This window comes from Photobacterium sp. 1_MG-2023 (assembly GCF_030547945.1).
Lineage (GTDB): Bacteria > Pseudomonadota > Gammaproteobacteria > Enterobacterales > Vibrionaceae > Photobacterium.
Map to the genome: position 1 here is coordinate 94,265 of NZ_JAUORR010000009.1, position 22,988 is coordinate 117,252.

Genomic DNA, 22,988 nt, shown 5'->3' on the forward strand with positions numbered 1-22,988 from the left:
TAGGAGAGAGCATGTTAGACCCAAAAGTGATTGTGGCATTGGATTATCCGACGCAGGATGAAGCGCTGGCGTTTGTGGATCGCATTGAGCCGGGTAGTTGCCGCCTGAAAGTAGGCAAAGAAATGTTTACGCTGTTTGGGCCGGATATTGTTCGAAACCTGCACGACAAAGGTCATTCTGTCTTTCTGGATCTGAAATTTCACGATATCCCAAATACTTGCTCGCGTGCAGTGAGAGCTGCAGCTGAGCTGGGGGTCTGGATGGTGAATGTACATGCCAGTGGTGGAGAGCGCATGATGACCGCTTCCCGTGAAATTTTGGAACCATACGGGAAAGATCGCCCATTACTGATCGGCGTGACCGTGCTGACCAGTATGGAAGCCCAGGATTTGGCTGGTGTCGGGATTACCCGTGAACCTCAGGCGCATGTGCTGAGCCTGGCAACACTGACGAAAAACAGCGGGCTGGATGGTGTGGTCTGTTCAGCGCAGGAAGCAACGCTGCTGAAATCAAATCTGGGTGCTGACTTCAAGTTGGTGACACCGGGTATCCGTCCGGCTGGCAGTGCCGCGGGCGATCAGCGCCGTGTGATGACGCCAGTTGATGCAGTCAAAGCGGGATCTGACTATCTGGTCATCGGTCGCCCGATCACCCAAGCTGATGATCCGGCGGCAGTTCTGGCTGACATCAATCGCACCCTTCAGGCTTAATCCTTTCTCCTCATATTGCTCCCGCGCTGCCGGGGGCAATATTTCTGACATCTTGTCCGGTTCTTTCTTACACTCTTAAGATGATTCCCCTGTAAAAACAACACAATGATAGGGTGTCCGAACGGATGGAAACTGGACATTTTCCGCTATGGCAACTAGGTATTGCGCTGTTACTGGGTGCTGTTATCGGGTTGCAGCGTGGCTGGGTGACTCGTAACCGTAAAGAAGGGGAGCGTGTTGCCGGGATTCGTACATTTTCGTTAGTGGGGCTTTTGGGCGGACTGACTGGTGTGCTGGCCGATATCTATTCTGAACTGATTTTCGGGTTTGCACTGGTTTCTCTCAGTGTCGTGATAACAGTTGCCTATCTGACCAGCCAGCAACGCACACATGATGTCGGAATTACCAGTCTGATTGGGTTACTGCTGACTTTTGTACTGGGGTGTCTGGCTGTGAGTGGCCAGCCTGTGATTGCAGTTGCTGCTGCGGTTGTGACGGCGATTATTCTCGATATGAAAGAAGAGCTGCACGCGGCCATGACCAAAGTTCAGGAATATGAGCTGGAGGCTGCGCTCCGGCTGCTGCTGATCTCTGCTGTTTTGCTCCCTTTATTGCCGGATAAAGGATTCGGCCCCTGGGAAGCGGTGAATCCTTTTGAGCTCTGGCTCCTGGTGGTGTTGATTGCGACGATTTCGTTTATCGGGCATGTTGCGATCCGCATCGGTGGCGCCCGTAATGGGATTCTGTTCACCAGCTTGTTTGCCGGTTTAAGTGCATCGACGGCTTTAACGCTTCAGTTTTCAAATCTGTCGAAGCAGGAGGAAGCTTTATCGCCGTTATTGGGGAGTGGCATTTTGATCAGCTGTGGGACGATGTTTCCGAGAATCATTTTCCTAGCTTCAGTGCTGAACCCGTCGCTGGCGGTCCTGATTGCCATCCCGATGCTGGTGATGATGGCCTGTTTTTATCTGCCTGCGATCTGGCTTTGGCTGAGAAATCCGCTGGAAGATTATGAGTCACCGCAAGTGAAAAGAAACCCTTTGGGGCTGGCTTCTGCGCTGATGTTTGGTTTCATTTTGTTAATCATTATGTTGCTGTCGCATGCATTGCAGACTTGGTTTGGTGACACGGGCACCTATGTGCTGTCTGCGTTGTCCGGATTGACTGATGTTGATGCCATTACGCTGGCGTTGGGGCATCAGAGTCAGGTGCAAATGAGTCTGCAAACTGCGGGATTCGGAATCGTCATTGCTGCTTGTGTGAATAGTCTGGTGAAGATGCTGATGGCCTGGGGGATCGGCAGCCGCACACTGGGAATGTGTGTCGTGCCGCCTGTCGTGATTGCACTACTTGCTGCTGGAGGATGGTTCTGGCTGCAATGGTGTTAGATGTGGATTTTCGCCGTGCGGCTGCTGATCCGTGTACTGCGATCGTGAGACGGTGCCGTGAAATGGCTGTCGATGAGCTTTTGTGTCAGCGGATGCTGGGGTGACTGAAAGATATCTACCGTTGCGCCTTGCTCGACCACTTCTCCTTGCTGCATCACCATGAGCTGATCGCTGAAATGTTTAATGACGCCCATGTGCTGAGACACATAGATATATGACAGGCCCATCTCCTGCTGCAAATCGAGCAGCAGGTTGATGATTTGCGACCGGACCGACATGTCCAATCCGTTCAGGGCTTCATCGGCCACAATAATACAAGGTTGCAGGATCAGTGCTCTGGCCAGAGAAACCCGCTGTTTCTGGCCGGTTGCCAGCATTTGCGGGTAGAAATACGCATGCTCTGGCAGCAGACCAACACGCAGCAGTGTTGCTTTAATCCGGTTTTCCCGCTCTTGCGGGGTCATATTGGTGTTCCGCTTCAGCGGTCCTTCCAGGATCTGGCCAATCTGAATCCTCGGATTCAGGGATGTATTGGGATCCTGAAAGATCATCCGGATCAATTTGCAGCGTGTCCGGTAGTCTTCATACGCCAGCGGCTCATCATTGACCCGGATCACACCACCGGAGGGCTCAACAACGCCAGCCAGCATTTTCGCCAGTGTCGATTTTCCGGAACCATTTTCGCCAATCAGGGCAAGCGTTTGTCCGACTTCCAGCTTGAAAGACACAGGCTTTACCGCTTCTGTGCTGCGACGACGGAATAAACCAGAGCGATGATGGTATTCCTTTCTCAGATTGTCGACTTCCAGAAGGACACTCATGATTTCGGCTCCGGCATATTTAAAGGAAAGTGGCAGCTGTACTTATGGTTTTTCACTTTTTTACGTTTCGGGACTTCGACACATTTCCGCTGCGCATGCGGACAACGCGGGCCGAGACGGCAGCCAATCGGCAAATGCTGCAGGGGTGGAATGGAGCCGGGCAGGGTCGTCAGTTTACTTTTGTGCGGAATATCCTGACTGAAGTCCGGCATTGCCTGCAATAACGCCACGGTATAAGGATGATGTGGCGTGGTCAGCAGCTGTTTGCGGCTGCCCGACTCAACAGCCTGTCCGCAATACATCACGGTGATCCGGTCTGCCCATTGCGTGACTGTGGTCAGATCATGGCTGACCAGCAGAATCGTGGTGTTATTCAGCTGATTCATCCGGCTCAGCAAACGGAAAATCTGCGCCTGTGTGATCGGATCCAGATCATTGGTGGGTTCATCCGCAATCAAAAGTCGTGGTCGGTTGGCAATGGCCATGGCGATCATAATCTTCTGACACTCACCATCCGTCAGTTCATAGGGATAACTGTGCATCACGCGTTGATGATCTTTAATCCCGACTTTGTGAAGCAGTGCGATCGCCTGTTTCTGGCGCCAGTGGAAACGTTGCCAGAAACTACCGCTGAATGAACTGCGGGGAATGGCTTCCTCGAGTTGTTGCCCGACCTGCTCTGAAGGATCCAGGCAAGAAGAGGGCTCCTGAAAGATCATCGCAATTTCTCGCCCCACCACTTTCCGGCGCTCGCGGGGAGACAGAGACTGCAAGTCAATATCGCCCAGGCGCAGGCGGTCGGCACTGACACGCCATGTATCTTTGGTGACCCCGGCAATGGCTTTGGCCACCAGACTTTTACCCGAGCCGGATTCCCCGACCAGCCCGCGGATTTCACCTTCGTTCAGAGTCAGGCTCATGCGTTCTACCGCTTTAACCATGCCCTGCGGGGTTTCAATTTCGATGGTGAGATTTCGGATATCGAGCAATGGCATCAGTCTACTCCTGCATTGATTGCCTGTCGGAGTCCTTCTCCTACTAAGTTTACCACCAAGATACTGAAGGTGATGGCGAGTCCGGGCAGGGTGACGGTCCAGGGAGCCAGATAAATCAGTTCAATCGAATCACCCAGCATTGCCCCCCATTCCGGGGAAGGTGATTGAGCGCCCAGGCCGAGAAAACCAAGTGCTGCGATATCAATGATGGCGATGGAAATGGCCCGGGTCAGCTCACTGATCACCACAGGCTGGATGTTGGGTAAAATCGAGTGGTACAGCAGGTAGAAACTGTTGGCGCCATCAAGTCTTGCCGCAGTGACGTACTCCTTTTCCATTTCATCATGCACGGCAGAGTAGATCGCTCGAATAAACCTTGGGATCAATGCAAGCCAGATGGCCAGCAGGATACTGGTCATCCCGGTGCCCATATAAGCAATGATAATGATGGCCAGCAGCAGGGAAGGAATCGACAAAACTGTGTCCAGCACATGATTGAGGAAGCTGGATTTCAGGCCACGGGTCATGCCCGCCAGAATACCAATCACAATCCCGAGGATGGCAGACGCAAACGCAACCAGCAAAGCCGTCCCAAAGGTCAACTGGCTGCCCAGCAGAATACGGGTAAATAAGTCCCGCCCCAGATCGTCGGTGCCGAAGAAAAATTCAACGTGTCCGCTGGCATCCCAAGAGGGGGGCATGAGAAATTCGCCCACCTGCTCACTGGGCCCGTAAGAGACCAGTAATGGCGCAAAAAGGGTGATGAGCAGCAGAAAACCCAGACACCAGAGTCCGAAAACCGCCAGTGAGTTGGCCTGATAGTTTTGCCACGCCCGTTCCCATTGCGTCGGAATTTTATGTTCCTGGTAGATGTTATTTGATGGCATACCATTCCTTCCGGGTCAGTGGATTGACCAAGGCCCCCGCCAGATCAGACAGAATATTGGCCAGCAAAATAAATCCACCTACAGTGATCACGCCAGCCTGAATGGCGACATAATTCTGGGTGGCGATAGCATCGAGCAGCCACCGTCCGATACCCGGCCAGTTGAAAATTGACTCGGTGAGCATGGCAAAGGTCATCATGGTTGAAAATTGCATCCCCAGTTTTGGAATAATGGGCGGAATCGCATTTTTCATGACGTGACGCATGATGATTTCCCCCATCGACAGGCCCTTGGTCTGCGCGACTTTGATGAAGTTCTGCTGCATAACATCGGCCACTGAAGCCCGTGTCAGCCGGATCACCTCAGTTGTCGGCGCAATGGCCAGCACCAGTGTCGGCAGAATCAGGTGACGAACCACATCCAGCATCGCTGCGGAACGGTAGGGTTTTTCAGATAAGAAGACATCAAACAACGCGAAGCCGGTAACGGGTTCAATCTGATACAGCAAATTGTAACGTCCAGAGACCGGCAACCAGCCTAACTGGATGGAAAACAGCATGATCAACAACATCGCCAGCCAGAACAAGGGCAGGGAATAGCCGACCAGAGTCAGAGAAGAAATGCAGGTATCAATCCAGCGTCCGCGCTTCACGCCAGCCAGGGTGCCTAACGGAATACCCAGCGCCAAGGAAAGAATAAAGGCAAAGAAACACAGTTCCAATGTGGCCGGGAAGACGGTCAGGATTTCCCCTAAAATGGGTTCCCCAGCTTCATTGAGGCCCAGATTTCCAACCATCAGGTTTTCCAGATACAGCAGCCAGCCCGACCAGAAATCATGCAGGTTCCAGTAACTGGAAGGCTCGATACGCAAAATGCTGAAACCGATCATGGTCAGAATGAACAGGGTGATCAGAAACAGGTTCAGACGGCGAATGGTGTAAATCAACATCAGTTATTCGCTCCGATACACATTAGAGAACGAGCGGGTGCCAAACGGACTCAGGTGGAGGCCTTGTAAGGATTGATGGTGAATCTGATAGTGAACCCCATGGGCCAGCGGGATCACCGGGACTTCATCCTGTAAAATTTCCTGCGCGTACTGATAATAATCCAGACGCTGCTCCAGTTGGGTTGTGCGCGAAGCCAGTTCCAGCAAGTTATCAAATTGCAGATTACACCAGTTGGCAACGTTCAATCCGGCCTGTTTGGCGCTGCACGAAAGCAGCGGGCGCAGGAAATTATCCGGATCGCCATTGTCGGCCACCCAGCCAGTCAGCGTCAGGTCGATGCTTTGCTGGGCTTTTGACCCCGGGCGTAAGGGCCTGTCTTGCAACAGCAGAGTGACTTCAATACCAACCGCACGTAGATCAGCTTGTATCAGCTCTGCTGTTTTACGCGGACTGGGATTGTAAGGCCGCGGCTCCATGGGCACCGCCAGAATCAGGTGCAGATTACGGTCATAGCCTGCTTCTTTCAGGAACTGCTGTGCTTTGATCGGATCGTATTTGACATCGGGCAGGTTTTTATCATGTGCCCAAGACATTGGGGGCAGCAAGGTTTTGGCTTTAGTGCCAGTACCGTAGTAAACGGAATTCAGCAAATTCTCACGGTTGATCGCCAGATTGATTGCCTGACGCACGCGTCCGTCCTGCAAGGCTGGAATACTGTTATTGATGGCGAGGAAAGCCACGTTCATGGCATTTTGCGCGATCAAATCAAATTCTGGATCGTTCTTGATCACTGGAAGCTGGCTGGCAACCGGAGAAGAGAGCACATCACATTCGTGATTCAGCAACTTGGCCAGTGTCCCTGTCCCGCGGGATGAGATGTCGAACACAACCTGGCCCATAAAGGGTGCTCCACGCCAATAATAGGAGTGGCGTTTCAGGCGAATCAGATCATGGGGCTGGTATTCATCCATATAAAATGGACCGGTTCCGACCGGCCGGGTATCAATCTGATCTGGATGGCCTTGCCGTAACAGCTGATCGGCGTATTCCGCCGAGTGAATGGCTGCATAAGAGCTGGCAATGGTCGAAAGGAAGGCGTTGTCTGGCCGGGTCAGGATAAATTTGATGTGATGCGCATCAATGATTTTAATGCGTTCAATCAAACGATGAAATGACTGGCTTTCAAACCAAGGGTAATGACCACCGGAAACGGCGTGATACGGATGTTTGGGGTCAATGACCCGCTGAAAACTGAACAGCACATCCTCAGCATTGAAACGCCGGGTCGGAGAAAAGTCTGGCGTGCGCTGAAACCGGACATCCTGCCGTAGCGTGAACGTATATTCCAGGCCATCTTCACTGACGGTCCAGCTGCTGGCAAGCGCCGGTTGCGGCAGATGGCTGATCGGATCCAGTTGCAGCAGCCGATCAAAGATCTGGGCTGCCAGACTGTCGGCCGTATGACCACCATCCGTCAATTGAGGATTAAAGGTCCAGGGGGTGTCCTGGCCACAATAAATAAATCCCCACTGGCGAATGGTATTTTCTTGCTGGGGATCAGAGCAGGCCGTCAAACCCAGCAATCCAGCACAGGCGAGCAGCAATCGGAAACAGGCGTTCATAACAACGCTCTTATCTATCAGGTGTTGAGGAAAAACAAGGGGCTAAATTTATCACTTTCTGCGCGAACCACCAAGATATCTCCTTCATTAACCAGCGCGATGTTATTAAATGACGCAGTTTGTTATTCATGGTTGTCATTTTCCTGAGTACTGCCCACCATATCATGCTTGCGCAGTAAGCCTCTGAGTTGATGGTAGCTTAATCCAAGCAGTTGTGCGGCTTTTCGCTGATTATACTTCGATTGCACCAGGGCCTGATTGATCAGACTAACTTCCTGTGATGCCTGATAATTTCTCAGATCGATTGGAAGCTTCGGAGCAGATTTAAGCGCAGGATCCGCATCTTGGTCCGTCCCGTTTGGTTGGTTGGCCCAAGGGGGAGTGAATGGATCGAGGATAATTGATTCAATGGGTAAATCCTCGTGATTGTGACGAAAGACAGAACGTTCCACCGTGTTCTTCAGTTCACGGACATTTCCGGGCCAATCATGGGTGGTGAGCGCTTTTCTTGCTGCGGGACTGAACCCAGAAAAATAGCCAAATCCCATCTCACGGCACATCCGGACGGCATAGTATTCTGCCAGCGACAGGATATCTTCCTGACGCTCTCGCAGCGGCGGTAAATGGATAATGTCAAAGGCCAGCCGATCTAATAAATCTGCCCGGAAACTTCCTTCATTTGCCAGCGTCGGGAGATCGGCATTGGTGGCACAGATCAGCCGGACATTGGCCTGACAGGTTTTCGTGCCGCCAACCCGTTCATATTCACCATATTCGATCACGCGTAACAACTTCTCCTGCACGCCCAGCGGTGATGTTGCCAGTTCATCAAGAAACAACGTACCGCCTTCGGCTCTTTCGAACCGGCCCATATGGCGGCCTTTGGCACCGGTAAAAGAACCGGCCTCATGACCGAACAATTCTGAGTCAATCACCCCTTCACTCAGGGCTGCACAATTGAGGGAAACCAAAGGCTGATCCCAGCGTATGGACAAATAGTGAATCCGCTGGGCAATCAGCTCTTTACCTGTCCCGCGCTCACCCAGAATCAGAATAGGGCGTTCGAGCGGAGCCAGCCGCGAGGCATGATCTAAAGCGGCGAGAAAGGCTTCTGATTCGCCGATCAGGTTGTCCGTTTTTTGCATAGGGAGAGCTCCACATGATTCAACAGAAAAGGTGTTGGTCAATTTCGCCAACTCTTGGCATAAACATTGATAAGATACCAGCAGGCAGAAGCAGATGTAAAGCTAACTTACTGATATCGAATGAATAATAAAGTTGGCACGCCTTTTGTATTATAGGGCTATCACACATGAGTCCGCTGGTTTTCCGGCGACATCTGAATCACAACGTCAGTCAGCCGAGCGTCGGTATGGCGACGATGAAGGAGAGACAATTATGGGTATTTTTTCTCGCTTTGCGGATATTGTAAACGCCAACGTGAATTCATTGCTGGATAAAGCAGAAGATCCGCAAAAAATGATCCGCCTGATTATTCAGGAGATGGAAGACACGTTGGTTGAGGTCCGTACCTCTTCCGCCAAAGCCATGGCGGACAAGAAGGAATTACAGCGTCGGATCAACAGCCTGCAATCACAATCTGAAGACTGGCAGCAAAAAGCGACGCTGGCACTGCAGAAAAACCGTGAAGACCTGGCCCGTGCTGCGCTGATTGAAAAACAAAAGCTCAGTGATGTGGTTCTGACGCTGCAGGAAGAGTACAAGCTGGTGGAAGAAACCATTGAAAAGCTGGCCAAGGAAGTCGCTGAACTGGAGCGCAAGCTGCAGGAAACCCGTGCGCGTCAGCAAGCGCTGGTGATGCGTCATCAGGCTGCGGATAATCGTCGTGAAGTTCGTCGTCAGCTGGATACTGGCAAAGTCGACGAAGCATTATCCAAGTTCGAGCAATACGAGCGCCGTATTGACGAAATGGAGGCAGAAGCCGACAGCTATAATTTAGGTCGCGGTAAGAGTCTGGATCAGGAATTTTCGGATTTGCAGGCACAAGACGCAATCGAACAGGAACTGGCACGTCTGAAAGCAGGCATGAAAGACAAAGAATAATATTGAAGGCCTTGAGAGGAGAGATTGCATGTCGATGGGATTTATAGTCGGGCCGCTGATTGTCTTTCTGGTATTTGTCGCTCCGTTGTGGCTGATTTTGCATTACCGAAGCAAGCGCCACACCGCACAGGGACTTTCCGGTGATGAAGCGGATAAACTGCAGGCGTTGCTGACCCGCGCAGAACAGATGCAGCAACGTATTGTCACACTGGAAAAGATACTGGATGCTGAAGCGCCGCAATGGAGGCAGAAGTCATGACGAAAACCTTATACCGCGATCCGAAGAACGGGAAACTGGGGGGTGTTTGTGCCGGGATTGCCGAATACTTCGGGGTTGAAACCTGGGTGGTCCGTATCCTGACGGTTTCTGCGTTTTTGCTGGGTATCGGTTTTTTCGTCACGCTGGCTTATATCGCAGCCTGTCTGTTTCTGGATAAGATGCCGGAAGAACGCCAGACACAGCAGCATGCTTATAAAGAGCACACGGTGAAACAGAAACCCTGGCAGTCCGGGCAGTCACCGTCTCAGGTTTTGCATAATCTGGAGAGCGAAATGGATGGCATGGAAACCAAGCTCCAAGAGATGGAAGCTTATGTGACCTCCTCCGCCTACGATGTGGAAAAAGCGTTCAAACAGCTTTAAACGCAACACTGGCCTAAAAAGGAAAGCAGGCAACCGCCTGCTTTTCTGCTGTACGAAGAAAAATGAGAAGGGCAGGATATGATTCATTTAGGGCAAGAGCTGAACAAATTAGTGAACCGGGGGCTGGACAGGCATGTCAGGCTGGCTGTGACCGGTTTATCCCGTGCCGGGAAAACCGCTTTTATCACATCCTTGGTGAACCAGTTACAGCATGTCAGTACCAATCCACGATTACCGCTGTTTCCGGCGGTCAGTGACGGCCACCTGATGGGCGCCCGACGGGTTCCACAGGTTGAGATGCATGTGCCTGCTTTCGGATATGAAGAAGGGATGCAGTCTTTGCTGGCTACGCCACCGCATTGGCCCGAGCCGACTCGCGATGTCAGCCAGATTCGCATGGCCCTGCGTTTTCAGCCGCAGAAAGGTCCGCTGAAACTCCTGCAGGATACGGCCACCCTCTATCTGGATATTATTGATTATCCCGGAGAATGGCTGCTCGATTTACCTTTGCTCGACATGGATTATCTGGCCTGGTCGAAACAGCAGCACCGGCTGATGACGGGACGTCGTCAAACTCTGGCGCAAGACTGGCTGGCGGCAGGTGAGGCACTGGATCCATTCGCAGAAGCGGATGAAAATCTGCTGGCCCGTCTGGCAGAACAGTTCACTGCGTATTTGCACAAATGTAAGGCTGAGGCGGGATTACATTGGGTGCAACCGGGACGATTCGTGTTGCCCGGTGAATTGTCGGGTGCGCCTGTCCTTCAGTTTTTTCCGTTCATGTGGCTGGATAAATACAGCGAAAGCCAGTTGAATGAAGCGAAAGAAAATACAAACTTCGGAATGCTGCGCAGCCGTTATAAATATTATCAGCAACATGTGGTGAAAGGCTTTTACCGGGACCATTTCTCGAAATTCGACCGCCAGATTATTCTGGTTGATTGCCTGCAACCGCTGAATGCGGGGCGTGAATCTTTCAATGATATGCGGCATGCCCTGAATCAACTGATGCAGAGCTTTCATTATGGCCGGAGTTCTTTACTGCGCCGTTTGTTCTCGCCCAGAATCGATAAAGTGCTGTTTGCGGCCACGAAAGCGGATCATATTACCCCGGAGCAGCATCCGAATCTGGTCAGCCTGCTGCAGCAGATGGTCAATGAAGCCTGGCAGACAGCATCGTTTGAAGGGATCAATATGAGCTGTACCAGTCTGGCCGCGATTCAGGCGACGGAGCCCGGATTCGTGGATCATCAGGGCAAGCAGGTACCAGCTTTGCGCGGCCATACTTTGTCCGGTCAGGCCCAGACTGTTTTTCCGGGAGAAGTCCCGAGACGTCTGCCGGATGATCAATTCTGGGCATCTCAGGGTTTTGATTTTGTCAGTTTCCGGCCCTTGCCGCAGCAAAGTGATGAGCCGCTGCCGCATATCCGGATGGATAAAACCCTGTCGTTTTTGCTGGGAGATAAATTGCGATGACCAAATCGTTTCAGAGCAAGATTGTATTCGACGAAACCGAACAGGCGCAGTCTGCGCCGGATCTCAAAACAAGACTGGAATTTGCGCAGGAAGAGAGTTTCTTGCCATCTGGTCCCGAAGATGCTTCAGAAACACAAGCAGAAGCACAGTTAGAACAAACGCTGGGAAAACGGAAGTCCAAAGGTCGCTGGCTGAAAACTCTGTTGCTGGGTGGGGTGGGTCTGACCGTCTGGCAGAGCGTCGATTATGTGTATTCGGCCTATCAGAGCGGGGACTGGCTGTCTCTGGGCTGGAGTGTGCTGGTGGCCTCCGTGGCAGCCACAGGGATTGTCGTCCTCGGCCGTGAATGGTATCGGTTGCGCCGCCTGAAAGACCGGCAGACCGAACGGGAACAGGCTGAACTGCTCCTCGCCGAAGATGGCATCGGGCAGGGGAAAGCTTTCTGTATCCGGCTGGCGAAACAGGGCGGGATCTCCGCCGAACATGCAGGTTACAGTCGCTGGCAGGAATCTCTGGCAGCGACGCATAATGATGCTGAAGTGCTGGCCATGTACGACCAGCTTGTGGTCAGCCAACAGGATAAAGCTGCGAAGAAGATGGTGGTGAAGTACGCGCGTGAAGCCGCGCTGATGGTTGCCGTCAGCCCGCTGGCGATTGCTGATGTCCTGCTGGTCGCCTGGCGAAACTTCCGTCTGATTGACCAGATTGCCGCAGTGTACGGCATCGAATTGGGCTACTGGTCCCGAATTCAGTTGTTCAAACTGGTTCTGAAAAATATGGCCATTGCCGGTGCCAGTGAGCTGATCACCGACAGCAGCATGGATTTATTGTCAGTCCACCTGACCGGTCGTTTATCAGCCCGGGCTGCGCAGGGCTTAGGCGTGGGTCTGCTGACTGGCCGTCTCGGCCTGAAAGCAATCAATCTGATGCGGCCGTTGCCCTGGCAGCCGGATCAGGCGCCGGCCCTGAGTGATATTCGTCGTGATCTGCTTGGCCGACTGGGAGCAGACAAGTCCGAGACGACGGGGCAGAATTCCTGATGTTTTTCGACCAGCTTCACTATTGGGGCTGGTCGATTTTTATTCACCTGATGGCATGACCCTGCAAAATACTGTTTTTGCCACCATTTCATCACGATACAGCTCTCACCTTCTGAATTTCCTGTCTTGACGATCAGGTAACTTCCGCGCACACTGCTCACGTGTCACGAATTGTTGACAGTTTTGTCTGGAGTAAAAAGGCAACCACTATGAGGCTACAAGTCTTTTGTGTCGACCGGCTGGGGATGACCCGGGAACTGCTGGATATTTTAGCCAGTCGTGAGCTGGACCTGCGCGGAATCGAAATCGACCGTAGCGGGATCATCTACCTGAATTGTCCGGAAATCGAATTTGAAGAATTTCGCCAACTGATGTCGCAAATCCGTCAGTTGGAGGGCGTGACAGACGTTCGTAAAATCCAGTTCATGCCCAGTGAGCGTGAACATAAAGAACTGAAAGCATTACTTGAAGCGCTGCCAGATCCGTTTTTCTCGGTGAACCTGCAGGGAAAAATCGATCTGGCGAACCAGCCGGCCGAGCAAGTGTTGGGAAAATCCCGGGAAGCGGTACTGGGAGAAACCATTCACAGCGTACTGGGCTTTAATTTCTATCGCTGGCTTGAAAAGGATGGTGCCAAGCAGTACAGCGAAATGGTGGTGTTGTCCGGGCTGGACTACCTGATGGAAGTGCTGCCTGTTTATGTCACCGACGATGCCAATAACGAAGTGCTGGCAAGTGCTGTGATTTTGCTGCGCTCTTTGTCTGAAGCCAAAATGCCATTGGCCATGCGTAAGATCAGTGGGGACAATGGTTTTGAGCATCTGGTGGGTCACTCTTCCCGGTTCAGGCATTTGATTGGTCAGGCGAAAAAGCTGTCCTTGCTGGATGCGCCGCTGCTGATTCAGGGAGAAACCGGCACCGGGAAAGAAATGCTGGCGCGAGCCTGTCATCAGCGTTCATTACGCCGGGATCAGCCTTTCCTGCTCGTGAACTGTGTTTCCATGCCGGATAATGCCGCCGAGACTGAATTGTTCGGTGTGGCAGGCGTTGGCGGTGAAGCAGGTAAAAAAGGGATATTCGAGCAAGCGAACGGCGGCACTGTGTTTTTGTATGAAATCGGTGAAATGTCGTCTCACTTGCAGGTCAAACTGCTGCGCTTCCTTCAGGACGGCACTTTCCGCCGCGTCGGGGAAGAGAAAGAGGTGAAAGTGGATGTCCGGGTGATTTGCTCGACTCAGAAACGTTTGCCGGATCTAGTAGCAGCGGGCCAATTCCGCGAAGATCTCTATTACCGCCTGAATGTGTTGTCACTGGTGGTGCCGCCTCTGCGAGAGCGATCAGCCGATATTGTGCCGCTGGCAGAACTGTTTGTATCTCAGTTCGCGCAGGAGCTCCAGCAGCCGAAACCGGCGATGTCGGAGAAACTGGCTCAGACTTTAAGTCAGTATGCCTGGCCGGGGAATATCCGCCAGTTGAGAAATGTCCTGTTCCGGGCCATGACTCAGCTTGAAAAGGCTGAAATGACAGTCGATGACATTCAATTGCCGGAAAATGAATCTGCCAGTGTGATCAGTGAGGAAACGCTGGATGGGTCACTGGACGATATCATGAAGCGGTATGAGTCTGGCATTTTGACGAATTTGTATAAGAGCTACCCGTCGACGCGTAAGCTTGCGAAGCGTCTGGGGGTCTCTCATACCGCCGTGGCAAATAAGCTGCGGGAATACGGGATCAATAAATCCTGACGGGGATTACCGCTCTGAGGCTGAATGGCTTCAGAGCGGTAAGAGTTCCGGCTGAATCTGGCCTGATTCCAGATGGCGTAACCGGTTGATTAAGTCCAGACCGAAGCGGCAGCTTAATCTGGGATGATCACAAATCACCCGATGACAGGGAATCACTAAAGGAATCGGATTGACATTTTTGGCCAGCGCAATCGCCTGCTGGGCTTTTTTGTTACCTAACTGAACTGCCAGGCTATGATAAGTGGCTGTTTTACCGTAGGGGATGTGTTGTATCGCCTGCCAGACACTCCGTTGGAAAGGCGTTCCTTCCGGTGCCAGTGAAAGAGAAAATTGCTGACGTTGACCGCACAGGTATTCTTTGACCTGAAGGGTATATTCGTGCATTTTCTCAGGATGGTAGTTCCAGCAAGGTGGTGGTTGATAACCATCGCTGGCAAAGGACAGCAGTTTCAGTCCCTGAAGATCCGCTTGCAGGTAGATAACACCAAGTTCTGTTTGAATCAGATCGTAATACATAGTTGCCATAACTGGTGGACTGTTGATTATCGCATGCCGAATCAGGTGGCCTGATGGCCAGACACAAAGAAAGAATTCGGCTGTGTCAATTTGAAAGTATAGATGTACAACGCAGAGGTCAGCTTGTTTCATTCGATCATCCATCGCTCCTCGTCCCTCAAAGTCGATGAGCTGACAATCCGACTGGTGACTCAAAAGGATGCTTACCAGATCGCGGCTTACTATCAGCGCAACAAGGCCTTTCTTCAACCCTGGGAGCCGCTGCGGGATCCTGCTTTTTTTACTGTGGCAGGCTGGGAACGGCGACTTGCGCAGTTAAGTGAATTACACAAACACAATCTGGCTTATTATTTTGTGGTTTTCTGTGAAGGCTCGGATGAAATCTGCGGGGTCATCAATTTCAGTAATCTGGTGCGTCATCCTTTCTATGCTTGTCATGTCGGATATTCGCTGGATGAAAAACAGCAGGGGAAAGGCATCATGCGACGGGCGTTGAATGCAGCGATCCGGTGGTTGTTTGAAGAGCAGCATTTTCATCGGGTGATGGCTGCTTATATTCCCCGGAATCAGCGCAGTGCGGCGGTGTTAAAAGCGGCAGGATTTGAACAGGAAGGGGTTGCCCGGGAATATCTGCTGATCAATGGCCGCTGGGAAGATCACATTCTGACCGCCAGAGTGAATCCAAACTGGATGCAGCCAGATGCCTCTTAACAAGTATATAAAAAAGAAAAGCTTGCGGTGATCGCAAGCTTTTTTGTTTGGCGCGCTAAGCAACCATCTGTGCTGATGGGAGCTTAGCGGCAAAGGACAGCGGAGATTAGTCCACGGTCAGGATACGCATGTTGTTGGTACTGCCGACTGTATCCATGATATCGCCTTGGGTGATGATCACCAGATCGCCGGTTTTCAGCAGATTCAGTTCTTTCAGGTCATTGATGGCGTGTTTGGCCACATCCAGACCCGCATCACCTTCACGGTCGAAATACACGGGCGTGACACCACGATACAGCGCTGCACGGTTCAGGGTCTGCTCGTTGCGCGACAGCGCGAAGATAGGCAGACCGGAAGAAATCCGGGACATCATCAGAGGCGTCCGACCAGACTCTGTCAGCGTGATCATCGCGGTCACACCAATCATGTGGTTTGCGGCATACATGGTCGACATTGCAATGGTTTCTTCCGGAGTTTCAAAGGTCCGGTCCATCCGATGCGAAGACACATTGATGCTGTGCTCTTTTTCAGCACCCAGACACACGCTGGCCATGGCTTTCACGGTCTCAACCGGATAATCACCGGCAGCTGTTTCAGCCGACAGCATGACCGCATCCGTTCCATCCAGAACTGCGTTCGCGACGTCCATCACTTCCGCACGGGTTGGCATCGGACTGGTGATCATGGATTCCATCATCTGTGTTGCGGTGATCACGGTCCGGTTCAGGCTGCGGGCACGGCGGATCAGCTTCTTCTGAACACCAATCAGCTCAGGGTCACCAATTTCAACACCCAGATCCCCACGGGCAACCATCACCGCATCCGAAGCCATGATGATGTCATCCATCGCTTCCAGCGTTGCGACGGCTTCAGCACGTTCAACTTTGGCAACAAGGCGGGCATTCAGGCCAGCGTCGGTTGCCAGACGGCGCGCATAGTGCATGTCTTCGCCATTACGCGGGAAAGAAACCGCCAGATAGTCTACGTTCATTGCCGCAGCTGTAATGATGTCTGCTTTGTCTTTCTCGGTCAGCGCTTCAGCTGACAGGCCGCCGCCTTTCTTATTGATGCCCTTGTTGTTTGATAACGGGCCGCCGACGGTCACTTTGGTATGTACTTTATTGCCTTCAACCTGAGTGACTTCAAGCTGAACACGGCCATCATCGAGGAGCAGCAGATCGCCAGGGCCGACATCTTTTGGCAGCTCTTTATAGTCCAGACCAACAGCCTGTTGCGTGCCTTCACCTTTGGGTAAATCGCTGTCGAGCGTGAAGGCATCACCAATCGCCAGACGGATTTTTCCGTCACGGAAGGTTGAAATTCGGATTTTCGGGCCTTGCAGGTCACCGAGAATTGCAACGTGGCGTCCAAGCTTTGCGGCAATTTCACGTACTTTTTTTGTACGCTGAATATGGTCTTCCGGGCTGCCGTGAGAAAAGTTCATGCGGACCACGTTGGCGCCGGCAGCAATGATAGCTTCGAGGTTATTGTCGCGATCGGTCGCAGGGCCGAGGGTGGTTACAATCTTGGTACGTCTTAGCCTTTGAGACATGAAGCTCTCCATATAGTCGAAAGGGTACGATGTGTTTGCACATTCCGTAATATTATTACAGATGTATGTGATCAAAAGGCGACACAGGACAATGAATTGATGAATTTCACAATTTATGTCCGACATCTCATCCCTGATGTCACGTCTGTTTATGTCTTTTTTGTTTAAAGCTGTCAGAGTATAAAAAAGAAAAGCATGGCAATAAAGCCATGCTTTTCAGGTTTGTTACCCCACTTGCGTATCTTGAATACGCGAGGCATTGTTTAAAACAAGCCTTCTTTGGCAATCCGGGAATCTTTGATGGTTTCTTTCACCCGTTTCAGGTTTTCCCGGAAACCTGGACCGCGGCGCAGTGTAAAACCGGTAGCCAGCACATCAATCACCGTCATCTGAACGACACGGCTGGCCATGGGCATATAGATGTCTGTATCTTCCGGCACATCCAGGCAAATAGAAAGTGAACATTCACGATCCAGTGGGGAATCCTTTGCAGTAATCCCGATCACCGTTGCGCCGTTCTCACGGGCCATGGTGGCAATTTCAACCAGGTTTTTGGTCCGGCCGGTATGAGAAATCAGCACCACAACGTCATTGTCTGTGCAGTTGATGACGCTCATCCGTTGCATCACGACATCGTCAAAGCAGACAATCGGAATATTAAAACGGAAGAATTTATTCATGGCATCATGCGCCACGGAAGCGGATGCACCCAGACCAAAGAACGAAATTCGTTTGGCTTGCGTCAGCAGATCAACAGCACGATTCACCTGCATCGGATCGAGGCTGCTTTTCGCGACATCCAAACAAGCCATGGTTGATTCGAAGATCTTTGCTGTGTAGGCTTCAGCACTGTCGTCTTCTTCAACATTCCGGTTTACGTAAGGGGTTCCATTCGCCAGGCTTTGCGCTAAATGCAGTTTGAAGTCCGGAAAGCCTTTGGTATCCAGACGGCGGCAAAAACGGTTGACTGTGGGTTCACTGACATCTGCCATCTTTGCCAGCGTGGCAATGCTTGAATGAATAGCGGTTTGCGGGGAAGCAATGATCACTTCAGCAACTTTGCGCTCAGATTTACTGAAATTTTCCAGGTTGTTCTGTATTTTTTCTAGGGTATTCATGGCGATAACCGCGATTCGTTACTGAATTTCAAAATGGTCGATATCTGTGTTTCGATATCGAATATGATGAAACTATACTACTTTTCGTTTCATGCCTCCTAGTAAATCTCTGAGAATCAGTTTTCCTTTTTATTATAGTTTGATCATGATCTACTTTCCCTTTCAGTTTTGAAAAGGAATTCATGCTTAAACATTGAAAAATGATCCAAGTTCTCGTGATTTCTTGTTATTTAATTTCATGCTCCGGAATTAATTTACAGATTGAATTAAATGTACAACAAAAATACAGCGAGCCGGAAACAGGGCGAAAATAAAAGGACAGATGTGATGAAATCATCAGGACAAATCAGTGTTTGCGGGTGTGGTTGGTTGGGATTACCGCTGGCTAAAGCACTACAACAATCAGGATTTTCGGTGATGGGCTCCAAACAGAGCCGTGAGGGTGCCAATCAGCTTGAAGCGATCGGAATCCCAGCCGTGGCATTGCAACTGCCTTTGCAGGCCCAAGCAGATGCTGAGCTTTCTTCTTTTCTTGCGGCAGAAGTTTTGCTGATCAATGTACCACCGGGCCGACGGCAGATGAATGCGGCAGATTTTGTTGAAGCCATCATGAGTTTGTCCCGTGCAGCAAAGCGATCGGGGTGCCAACGTGTGATTTTTATCAGCACAACCTCGGTCTACGGTGAGATTGAAGGTGAAGTGTTAGAAACCACAGCACCAGAACCAACCACTGAATCCGGCAAAGCCCATCTGTACATCGAGCAGCAGCTGCGGCAGGTGTGGGGAGACGGTTTAGTCGTGTTGCGCTTAGCTGGGTTGATTGGACCGGGCAGACATCCGGTGAAGTTTCTGGCGGGCCGTGAAGCGATTTCAAACGGTGATGCGCCGGTGAATCTGGTCCATCTGGATGATGTGATCACGGCTGTGCGGAACATTCTGGTGCAATGGCCTGCGAAGACCACGTTGCATTTGTCTGCCCCGCAACATCCCAGCCGAGCACAATACTACCGAGAGATGGCAAGCATGGCAGAATTACCTCTGCCGGAATTTCATCCCGGAGGAGAAGCGGGAAAATGGATCAATGCCGAGCAAACGGCTCAGGTGTTAGAACTGTTCTGGCAGCATGCTGATTTGTTGTCTGAGCGACCAGAGCGTTAGTGACCGTTTTGCAGGACATAAAAAAATCCCGCTGAATTGTCAGCGGGAGGAATGAATCCTTAACACAATTAGGAGTTTAGCAGCAGTGGCATTGTCGATTAAAGCTGTTCAGTAAACCATTCATGGGCGGCCGGTTAATCCGTCAGTCCGATAATCTTAATGTCACTAGTTATGACCTGACGGGATAGCCTTAGTTCCACGCGGCCTGATTTTTTTCTTCACTTTTTTTTAAGTGTTTGATATTTGGCATTAAAAAATCTCATATTCTATGTGATTTTCCTGAACGATATTTACCATGGGTATCTGATTGCTGTTCTGAGATTCAAACCTCAGACGAAAGAAAACCCGTAACCAAATGGAAACGGGCTATGAAGAATATCTTCTAAGAAAAAGCAGTGGCATTATTTAAGACTTCGCTCATGGCGCATGGTTCCCAACTCATCTCTCATTTTTTATATTTTTTTCTTCAGACCACAGAACGACTCTGTTCATCGCTTGTTAAATCTGTTAGCAAGGTGTAGAGTTTAAACATACGTTTAATACAGGTGACTAACATGGCAGCCAAAGCTGATACAAAAAACCGGATTCTGGATGCCGCTGAGCTGTTATTTGCTGAGCATGGCTTTAAAGAAACATCCCTGCGGACCATCACGAGTAAAGCAGGCGTGAACCTGGCTTCGGTCAACTATCACTATGGGGATAAGAAAACACTCATCCGTGCTGTGATTAGCCGCTATCTGGAAGAGTTCATGCCAGCACTGAAACAGGAACTGGAAGTGTTGCTCACCCGCGATGATTTCAGCATGGACGATGTTTTCCGTTGTACCAAACAACCTTTGCTGAAACTGAGTGATTATCGTCCGAATGGCGCGACCATCTTTATGTCACTCATCGGACGAGGCTATACCGATGTTCAGGGCCATTTACGCTGGTTTATTGTAACCCGCTACAGTCAGGTTCTGAATCTGTTCACAAAAGCGGTGTGCCGGGCCAATCCTTCGTTAGATCCAGAAACTCTGTTCTGGCGCCTTCATTTCACGCTGGGTGCTTCTGTATTTACGATGGCCTCCAGTACGGCCTTGCGTGAAATTGCAGAGAATGATTTCCAGTGTGTGGTGTCAACGGCAGACTTGATCGACCGCATGGTGCCTTATCTGGCTGCTGGGGTCGCCGCACCGATTGAAATGGCTTCACCCGAGAATTCAGCCATCGAAAATACATACTGAACCCTGCAACAACAAGAATAGTGAATCATCCGCCAACACAAAGGCAGAGACAAAAGGACGTGACCATGAGTAACAAAAGCTTGAGACAACGCTACATCAGTGATCCGGCTTTCAAAGTATTTAAAAAAGTACTTCCGCCGCTGTCAGATACAGAGCGGGAAGCCATGGAAGCCGGTAGTGTTTGGTGGGACGGTCAGCTGTTTGCCGGTAAACCAGACTGGAATACCTTACTCAGTTATCCGACACCAAAGCTGAGTGACGAAGAGCAACACTTTATTGATCATGAATTAAAGACTCTGCTGGCGATGCTGGATGATCACCAAATCGTCCGGGAAGACCGCGATTTACCGCCAGAAGTATGGGATTACCTGCGGAAGGAAAAGTTCTTCTCCCTCATTATCGGGAAAGCATACGGTGGCCGCGAATTCTCTGCACACGCAAACTCCACCATCGTGACCCGAATTGCAACGCGCAGTCAAAGTGCTGCAGTTTCTGTCATGGTCCCGAACTCTCTGGGCCCGGGTGAGTTGCTGACGCATTATGGCACGCAAGCACAGAAAGACTACTGGCTGCCACGTCTGGCGGATGGTACGGATATTCCTTGTTTTGCCCTGACCGGGCCAGAGGCTGGCTCCGATGCCGGGGGCATTCCGGACATGGGTGTTGTTTGCTTTGGGGAGCATGAAGGTGAAGAAGTGCTGGGCATCCGGGTCAGCTGGAATAAGCGTTATATTACGCTGGCGCCGGTGGCGACTGTCTTGGGTCTGGCGTTCAAGCTGCAGGATCCGGATGGTTTGATTGGTGACAACAAAGACATCGGAATTACCTGTGCGCTGATTCCGGCCAGTCATCCCGGTGTTGAAATCGGTGAGCGTCACGACCCGCTGGGTGGTGCGTTCATGAATGGTCCGACTTGGGGTGAGGATGTTTTCATTCCGATGGATTGGGTCATCGGCGGCCAGCCTTATGTCGGTCGTGGCTGGCGGATGCTGGTGGAATGTCTGTCGGCAGGTCGCGGTATCTCTCTGCCTGCACTGGGTACAGCGGTCGGGCATCTGACTTCACGCACCACGGGGGCTTATGCCTATGTGCGGAAGCAATTCGGAATGTCGATTGGTCATTTTGAAGGCGTGGCCGAAGCGCTGGGTCGCATTGGTGGCATGACCTACATGCTGGAAGCGGCCCGTACCCTGACCACCACTTCTCTGGACATGAAAGAGAAGCCTGGCATTGTCACCGCCATTGCGAAATATCACATGACTGAAATGGCCCGCACCATTTTGAATGATGCGATGGATATACATGCTGGACGCGGGATTCAGGCTGGTCCAATGAACTACCTGGCGAACCAGTATATCGGGATTCCGGTGGCCATTACGGTTGAGGGCGCGAATATCCTGACCCGAAACCTGATGATCTTTGGCCAGGGGGCCACACGTTGCCATCCATATGTGTTGCAGGAAATGGAAGCCGCGGCGAATCCGGATGCTGATCAGGCTGCGAAAGACTTTGACCAGTTGCTGTTTAAGCATATCGGGTTTGCGGTTGGAAACGTCACCAAATCTCTGGTGAATGCCTTCACCGGTTCGAAGCTGAATCAATCTCCGGTATCGGGTGAAACGGCATATTACTATCGACACCTGACCCGAATGAGCCGTGCACTGGCAGTCGCTGCTGATTTCTCCATGCTGACTCTGGGCGGTGAACTGAAGCGCCGTGAAATGGTGTCTGCGCGACTGGGGGATGTGCTGAGCCATTTGTATCTGGCTTCAGCTGTGCTCAAGCGTTATGAAACCGAAGGGCGCCAGCAGGAAGATTTACCGATGGTGCACTATGCATTGCAGCACTGCCTGAACCGATGCGGTGTGGCATTCGATGAAGTGTTTGATAACTTCCCGCGTAAAGGGGTTGGTCGCCTGTTGCGTACACTGACATTCCCGCTGGGAATTCACTATCAGGCACCGAAAGATGATCTGAAACTGGCGATTTCTAAAGTTCTGATGACACCAGGAGTCGCCCGTGATCGTCTGACGACCAACTGCTACATCGGTGAGAAGGAGAATGATCCGGTTGCTATTATGGAGCGTGCTTTTACTGCGATGCATGGCGTGCGTGATATCGAGCGCAAACTGGCGAAAGCCGTGAAGGCGGGCACCGTACCCCGCAAGGCTCCTTTAGCTGAGAAGCTAAAAATTGCCCTTGATGCGGGCGTCATCACAGACGCGGAAATCGAAAAAGTGCATCATGCTGACCAGTTAAGGTCACAAGCGATTCAAGTGGATCACTTCGCACCAGAAGCATTTAAAAAGGGCGCCTTACAACCAGGGAAAGCCGCCTGATAAGCAATCTGATTGCTTAACTGAAGAA

21 protein-coding genes are annotated in these 22,988 nt (G+C 51.3%); 12 read left to right on the forward strand and 9 right to left on the reverse strand.

From position 1 onward, the window contains the following. The first annotated feature begins 11 nt into the window (after nucleotides 1–11). Complete coding sequence (gene pyrF / locus Q4579_RS10210) at nucleotides 12–710, forward strand: orotidine-5'-phosphate decarboxylase (RefSeq protein WP_303563745.1); 699 nt, start codon at nucleotides 12–14, stop codon at nucleotides 708–710. 125 nt (nucleotides 711–835) lie between these two features. Beyond that, a complete protein-coding gene (locus Q4579_RS10215) occupies nucleotides 836–2,098 on the forward strand; it encodes an MgtC/SapB family protein (protein WP_303563746.1) in 1,263 nt (420 codons plus the stop codon). On the opposite strand, the gene Q4579_RS10220 is transcribed toward Q4579_RS10215, so the two are convergent. The 6 genes from Q4579_RS10220 to pspF all read right to left on the reverse strand — a co-directional run bounded on the left by Q4579_RS10220 (nucleotide 2,095) and on the right by pspF (nucleotide 8,518). Then, the gene (locus Q4579_RS10220; RefSeq protein WP_303563749.1) at nucleotides 2,095–2,919 is read right to left on the reverse strand and encodes an ATP-binding cassette domain-containing protein; all 825 of its coding nucleotides are present in this window, start codon (nucleotides 2,917–2,919) and stop codon (nucleotides 2,095–2,097) included. The two genes, Q4579_RS10215 and Q4579_RS10220, sit on opposite strands and share 4 nt — an antisense overlap. Next, entirely contained in the window at nucleotides 2,916–3,914 is a 999-nt protein-coding gene (locus tag Q4579_RS10225) for an oligopeptide/dipeptide ABC transporter ATP-binding protein (RefSeq protein WP_303563750.1), read from the reverse strand. The genes Q4579_RS10220 and Q4579_RS10225 overlap by 4 nt, the downstream gene beginning before the upstream one ends. Further along, on the reverse strand, nucleotides 3,914–4,801 hold the full coding sequence (gene sapC / locus Q4579_RS10230; RefSeq protein WP_303563752.1) for a putrescine export ABC transporter permease SapC: 888 nt from the start codon (nucleotides 4,799–4,801) through the stop codon (nucleotides 3,914–3,916). Before sapC ends, Q4579_RS10225 begins: the two co-directional genes overlap by 1 nt. Next, nucleotides 4,788–5,750 (reverse strand): ABC transporter permease subunit, encoded by a 963-nt coding sequence (locus Q4579_RS10235; protein ID WP_303563753.1) that lies wholly within the window; start codon nucleotides 5,748–5,750, stop codon nucleotides 4,788–4,790. The genes sapC and Q4579_RS10235 overlap by 14 nt, the downstream gene beginning before the upstream one ends. A gap of 3 nt (nucleotides 5,751–5,753) precedes the next feature. After that, nucleotides 5,754–7,373: an ABC transporter substrate-binding protein SapA gene (sapA, locus tag Q4579_RS10240; protein ID WP_303563756.1), complete on the reverse strand. Its 1,620-nt coding sequence runs from the start codon at nucleotides 7,371–7,373 to the stop codon at nucleotides 5,754–5,756. Between the two features lie 122 nt (nucleotides 7,374–7,495). Continuing rightward, nucleotides 7,496–8,518: a phage shock protein operon transcriptional activator gene (pspF, locus tag Q4579_RS10245; RefSeq protein ID WP_303563758.1), complete on the reverse strand. Its 1,023-nt coding sequence runs from the start codon at nucleotides 8,516–8,518 to the stop codon at nucleotides 7,496–7,498. A gap of 253 nt (nucleotides 8,519–8,771) precedes the next feature. Between pspF and pspA the strand changes: the two genes are divergently transcribed. The 6 genes from pspA (at nucleotide 8,772) to tyrR (ending at nucleotide 14,340) form a co-directional block, all read left to right on the forward strand. Next, entirely contained in the window at nucleotides 8,772–9,437 is a 666-nt protein-coding gene (gene pspA / locus Q4579_RS10250; RefSeq protein WP_303563760.1) for a phage shock protein PspA, read from the forward strand. 28 nt (nucleotides 9,438–9,465) lie between these two features. Further along, nucleotides 9,466–9,696, forward strand: a complete 231-nt coding sequence (pspB, locus tag Q4579_RS10255) for an envelope stress response membrane protein PspB (protein ID WP_211645567.1) — start codon at nucleotides 9,466–9,468, stop codon at nucleotides 9,694–9,696. Then, nucleotides 9,693–10,079 (forward strand): envelope stress response membrane protein PspC, encoded by a 387-nt coding sequence (gene pspC / locus Q4579_RS10260; protein WP_211645566.1) that lies wholly within the window; start codon nucleotides 9,693–9,695, stop codon nucleotides 10,077–10,079. The genes pspB and pspC overlap by 4 nt, the downstream gene beginning before the upstream one ends. A 78-nt stretch (nucleotides 10,080–10,157) precedes the next feature. Beyond that, a complete protein-coding gene (locus Q4579_RS10265) occupies nucleotides 10,158–11,555 on the forward strand; it encodes a YcjX family protein (RefSeq protein ID WP_303563764.1) in 1,398 nt (465 codons plus the stop codon). Continuing rightward, nucleotides 11,552–12,595, forward strand: coding sequence for a YcjF family protein (locus Q4579_RS10270; RefSeq protein ID WP_303563765.1), 1,044 nt, complete (start codon nucleotides 11,552–11,554; stop codon nucleotides 12,593–12,595). The genes Q4579_RS10265 and Q4579_RS10270 overlap by 4 nt, the downstream gene beginning before the upstream one ends. Nucleotides 12,596–12,804: 209 nt before the next feature. Further along, on the forward strand, nucleotides 12,805–14,340 hold the full coding sequence (gene tyrR / locus Q4579_RS10275) for a transcriptional regulator TyrR (protein ID WP_303563766.1): 1,536 nt from the start codon (nucleotides 12,805–12,807) through the stop codon (nucleotides 14,338–14,340). A 30-nt stretch (nucleotides 14,341–14,370) separates the two neighbouring features. Here the strand turns inward: tyrR and Q4579_RS10280 are convergent, their stop codons facing one another. Continuing rightward, entirely contained in the window at nucleotides 14,371–14,865 is a 495-nt protein-coding gene (locus Q4579_RS10280) for a methylated-DNA--[protein]-cysteine S-methyltransferase (RefSeq protein WP_303563768.1), read from the reverse strand. A gap of 114 nt (nucleotides 14,866–14,979) precedes the next feature. Here Q4579_RS10280 and rimJ point away from each other — a divergent pair, with 114 nt between their 5' ends. Beyond that, complete coding sequence (rimJ, locus tag Q4579_RS10285) at nucleotides 14,980–15,567, forward strand: ribosomal protein S5-alanine N-acetyltransferase (RefSeq protein ID WP_303563851.1); 588 nt, start codon at nucleotides 14,980–14,982, stop codon at nucleotides 15,565–15,567. 106 nt (nucleotides 15,568–15,673) lie between these two features. Here rimJ and pyk read toward each other — a convergent pair whose 3' ends face one another. Together pyk and Q4579_RS10295 are read right to left on the reverse strand one after the other, a co-directional pair. After that, complete coding sequence (pyk, locus tag Q4579_RS10290) at nucleotides 15,674–17,119, reverse strand: pyruvate kinase (RefSeq protein ID WP_303563770.1); 1,446 nt, start codon at nucleotides 17,117–17,119, stop codon at nucleotides 15,674–15,676. A 263-nt stretch (nucleotides 17,120–17,382) separates the two neighbouring features. After that, nucleotides 17,383–18,237 carry a MurR/RpiR family transcriptional regulator gene (locus tag Q4579_RS10295; RefSeq protein WP_211645560.1) on the reverse strand — a complete coding sequence of 285 codons (855 nt, stop codon included), beginning with the start codon at nucleotides 18,235–18,237 and terminating at the stop codon, nucleotides 17,383–17,385. 327 nt (nucleotides 18,238–18,564) lie between these two features. On the opposite strand from Q4579_RS10295, the gene Q4579_RS10300 reads away from it, so the two are divergent. The 3 genes from Q4579_RS10300 to Q4579_RS10310 all read left to right on the forward strand — a co-directional run bounded on the left by Q4579_RS10300 (nucleotide 18,565) and on the right by Q4579_RS10310 (nucleotide 22,960). Next, nucleotides 18,565–19,395: an NAD-dependent epimerase/dehydratase family protein gene (locus Q4579_RS10300; protein ID WP_303563773.1), complete on the forward strand. Its 831-nt coding sequence runs from the start codon at nucleotides 18,565–18,567 to the stop codon at nucleotides 19,393–19,395. A 554-nt stretch (nucleotides 19,396–19,949) separates the two neighbouring features. Continuing rightward, on the forward strand, nucleotides 19,950–20,621 hold the full coding sequence (locus tag Q4579_RS10305) for a TetR/AcrR family transcriptional regulator (RefSeq protein WP_211645559.1): 672 nt from the start codon (nucleotides 19,950–19,952) through the stop codon (nucleotides 20,619–20,621). 65 nt (nucleotides 20,622–20,686) lie between these two features. Further along, nucleotides 20,687–22,960 (forward strand): acyl-CoA dehydrogenase, encoded by a 2,274-nt coding sequence (locus Q4579_RS10310; RefSeq protein ID WP_303563775.1) that lies wholly within the window; start codon nucleotides 20,687–20,689, stop codon nucleotides 22,958–22,960. The last annotated feature ends 28 nt before the right edge of the window (nucleotides 22,961–22,988 follow it).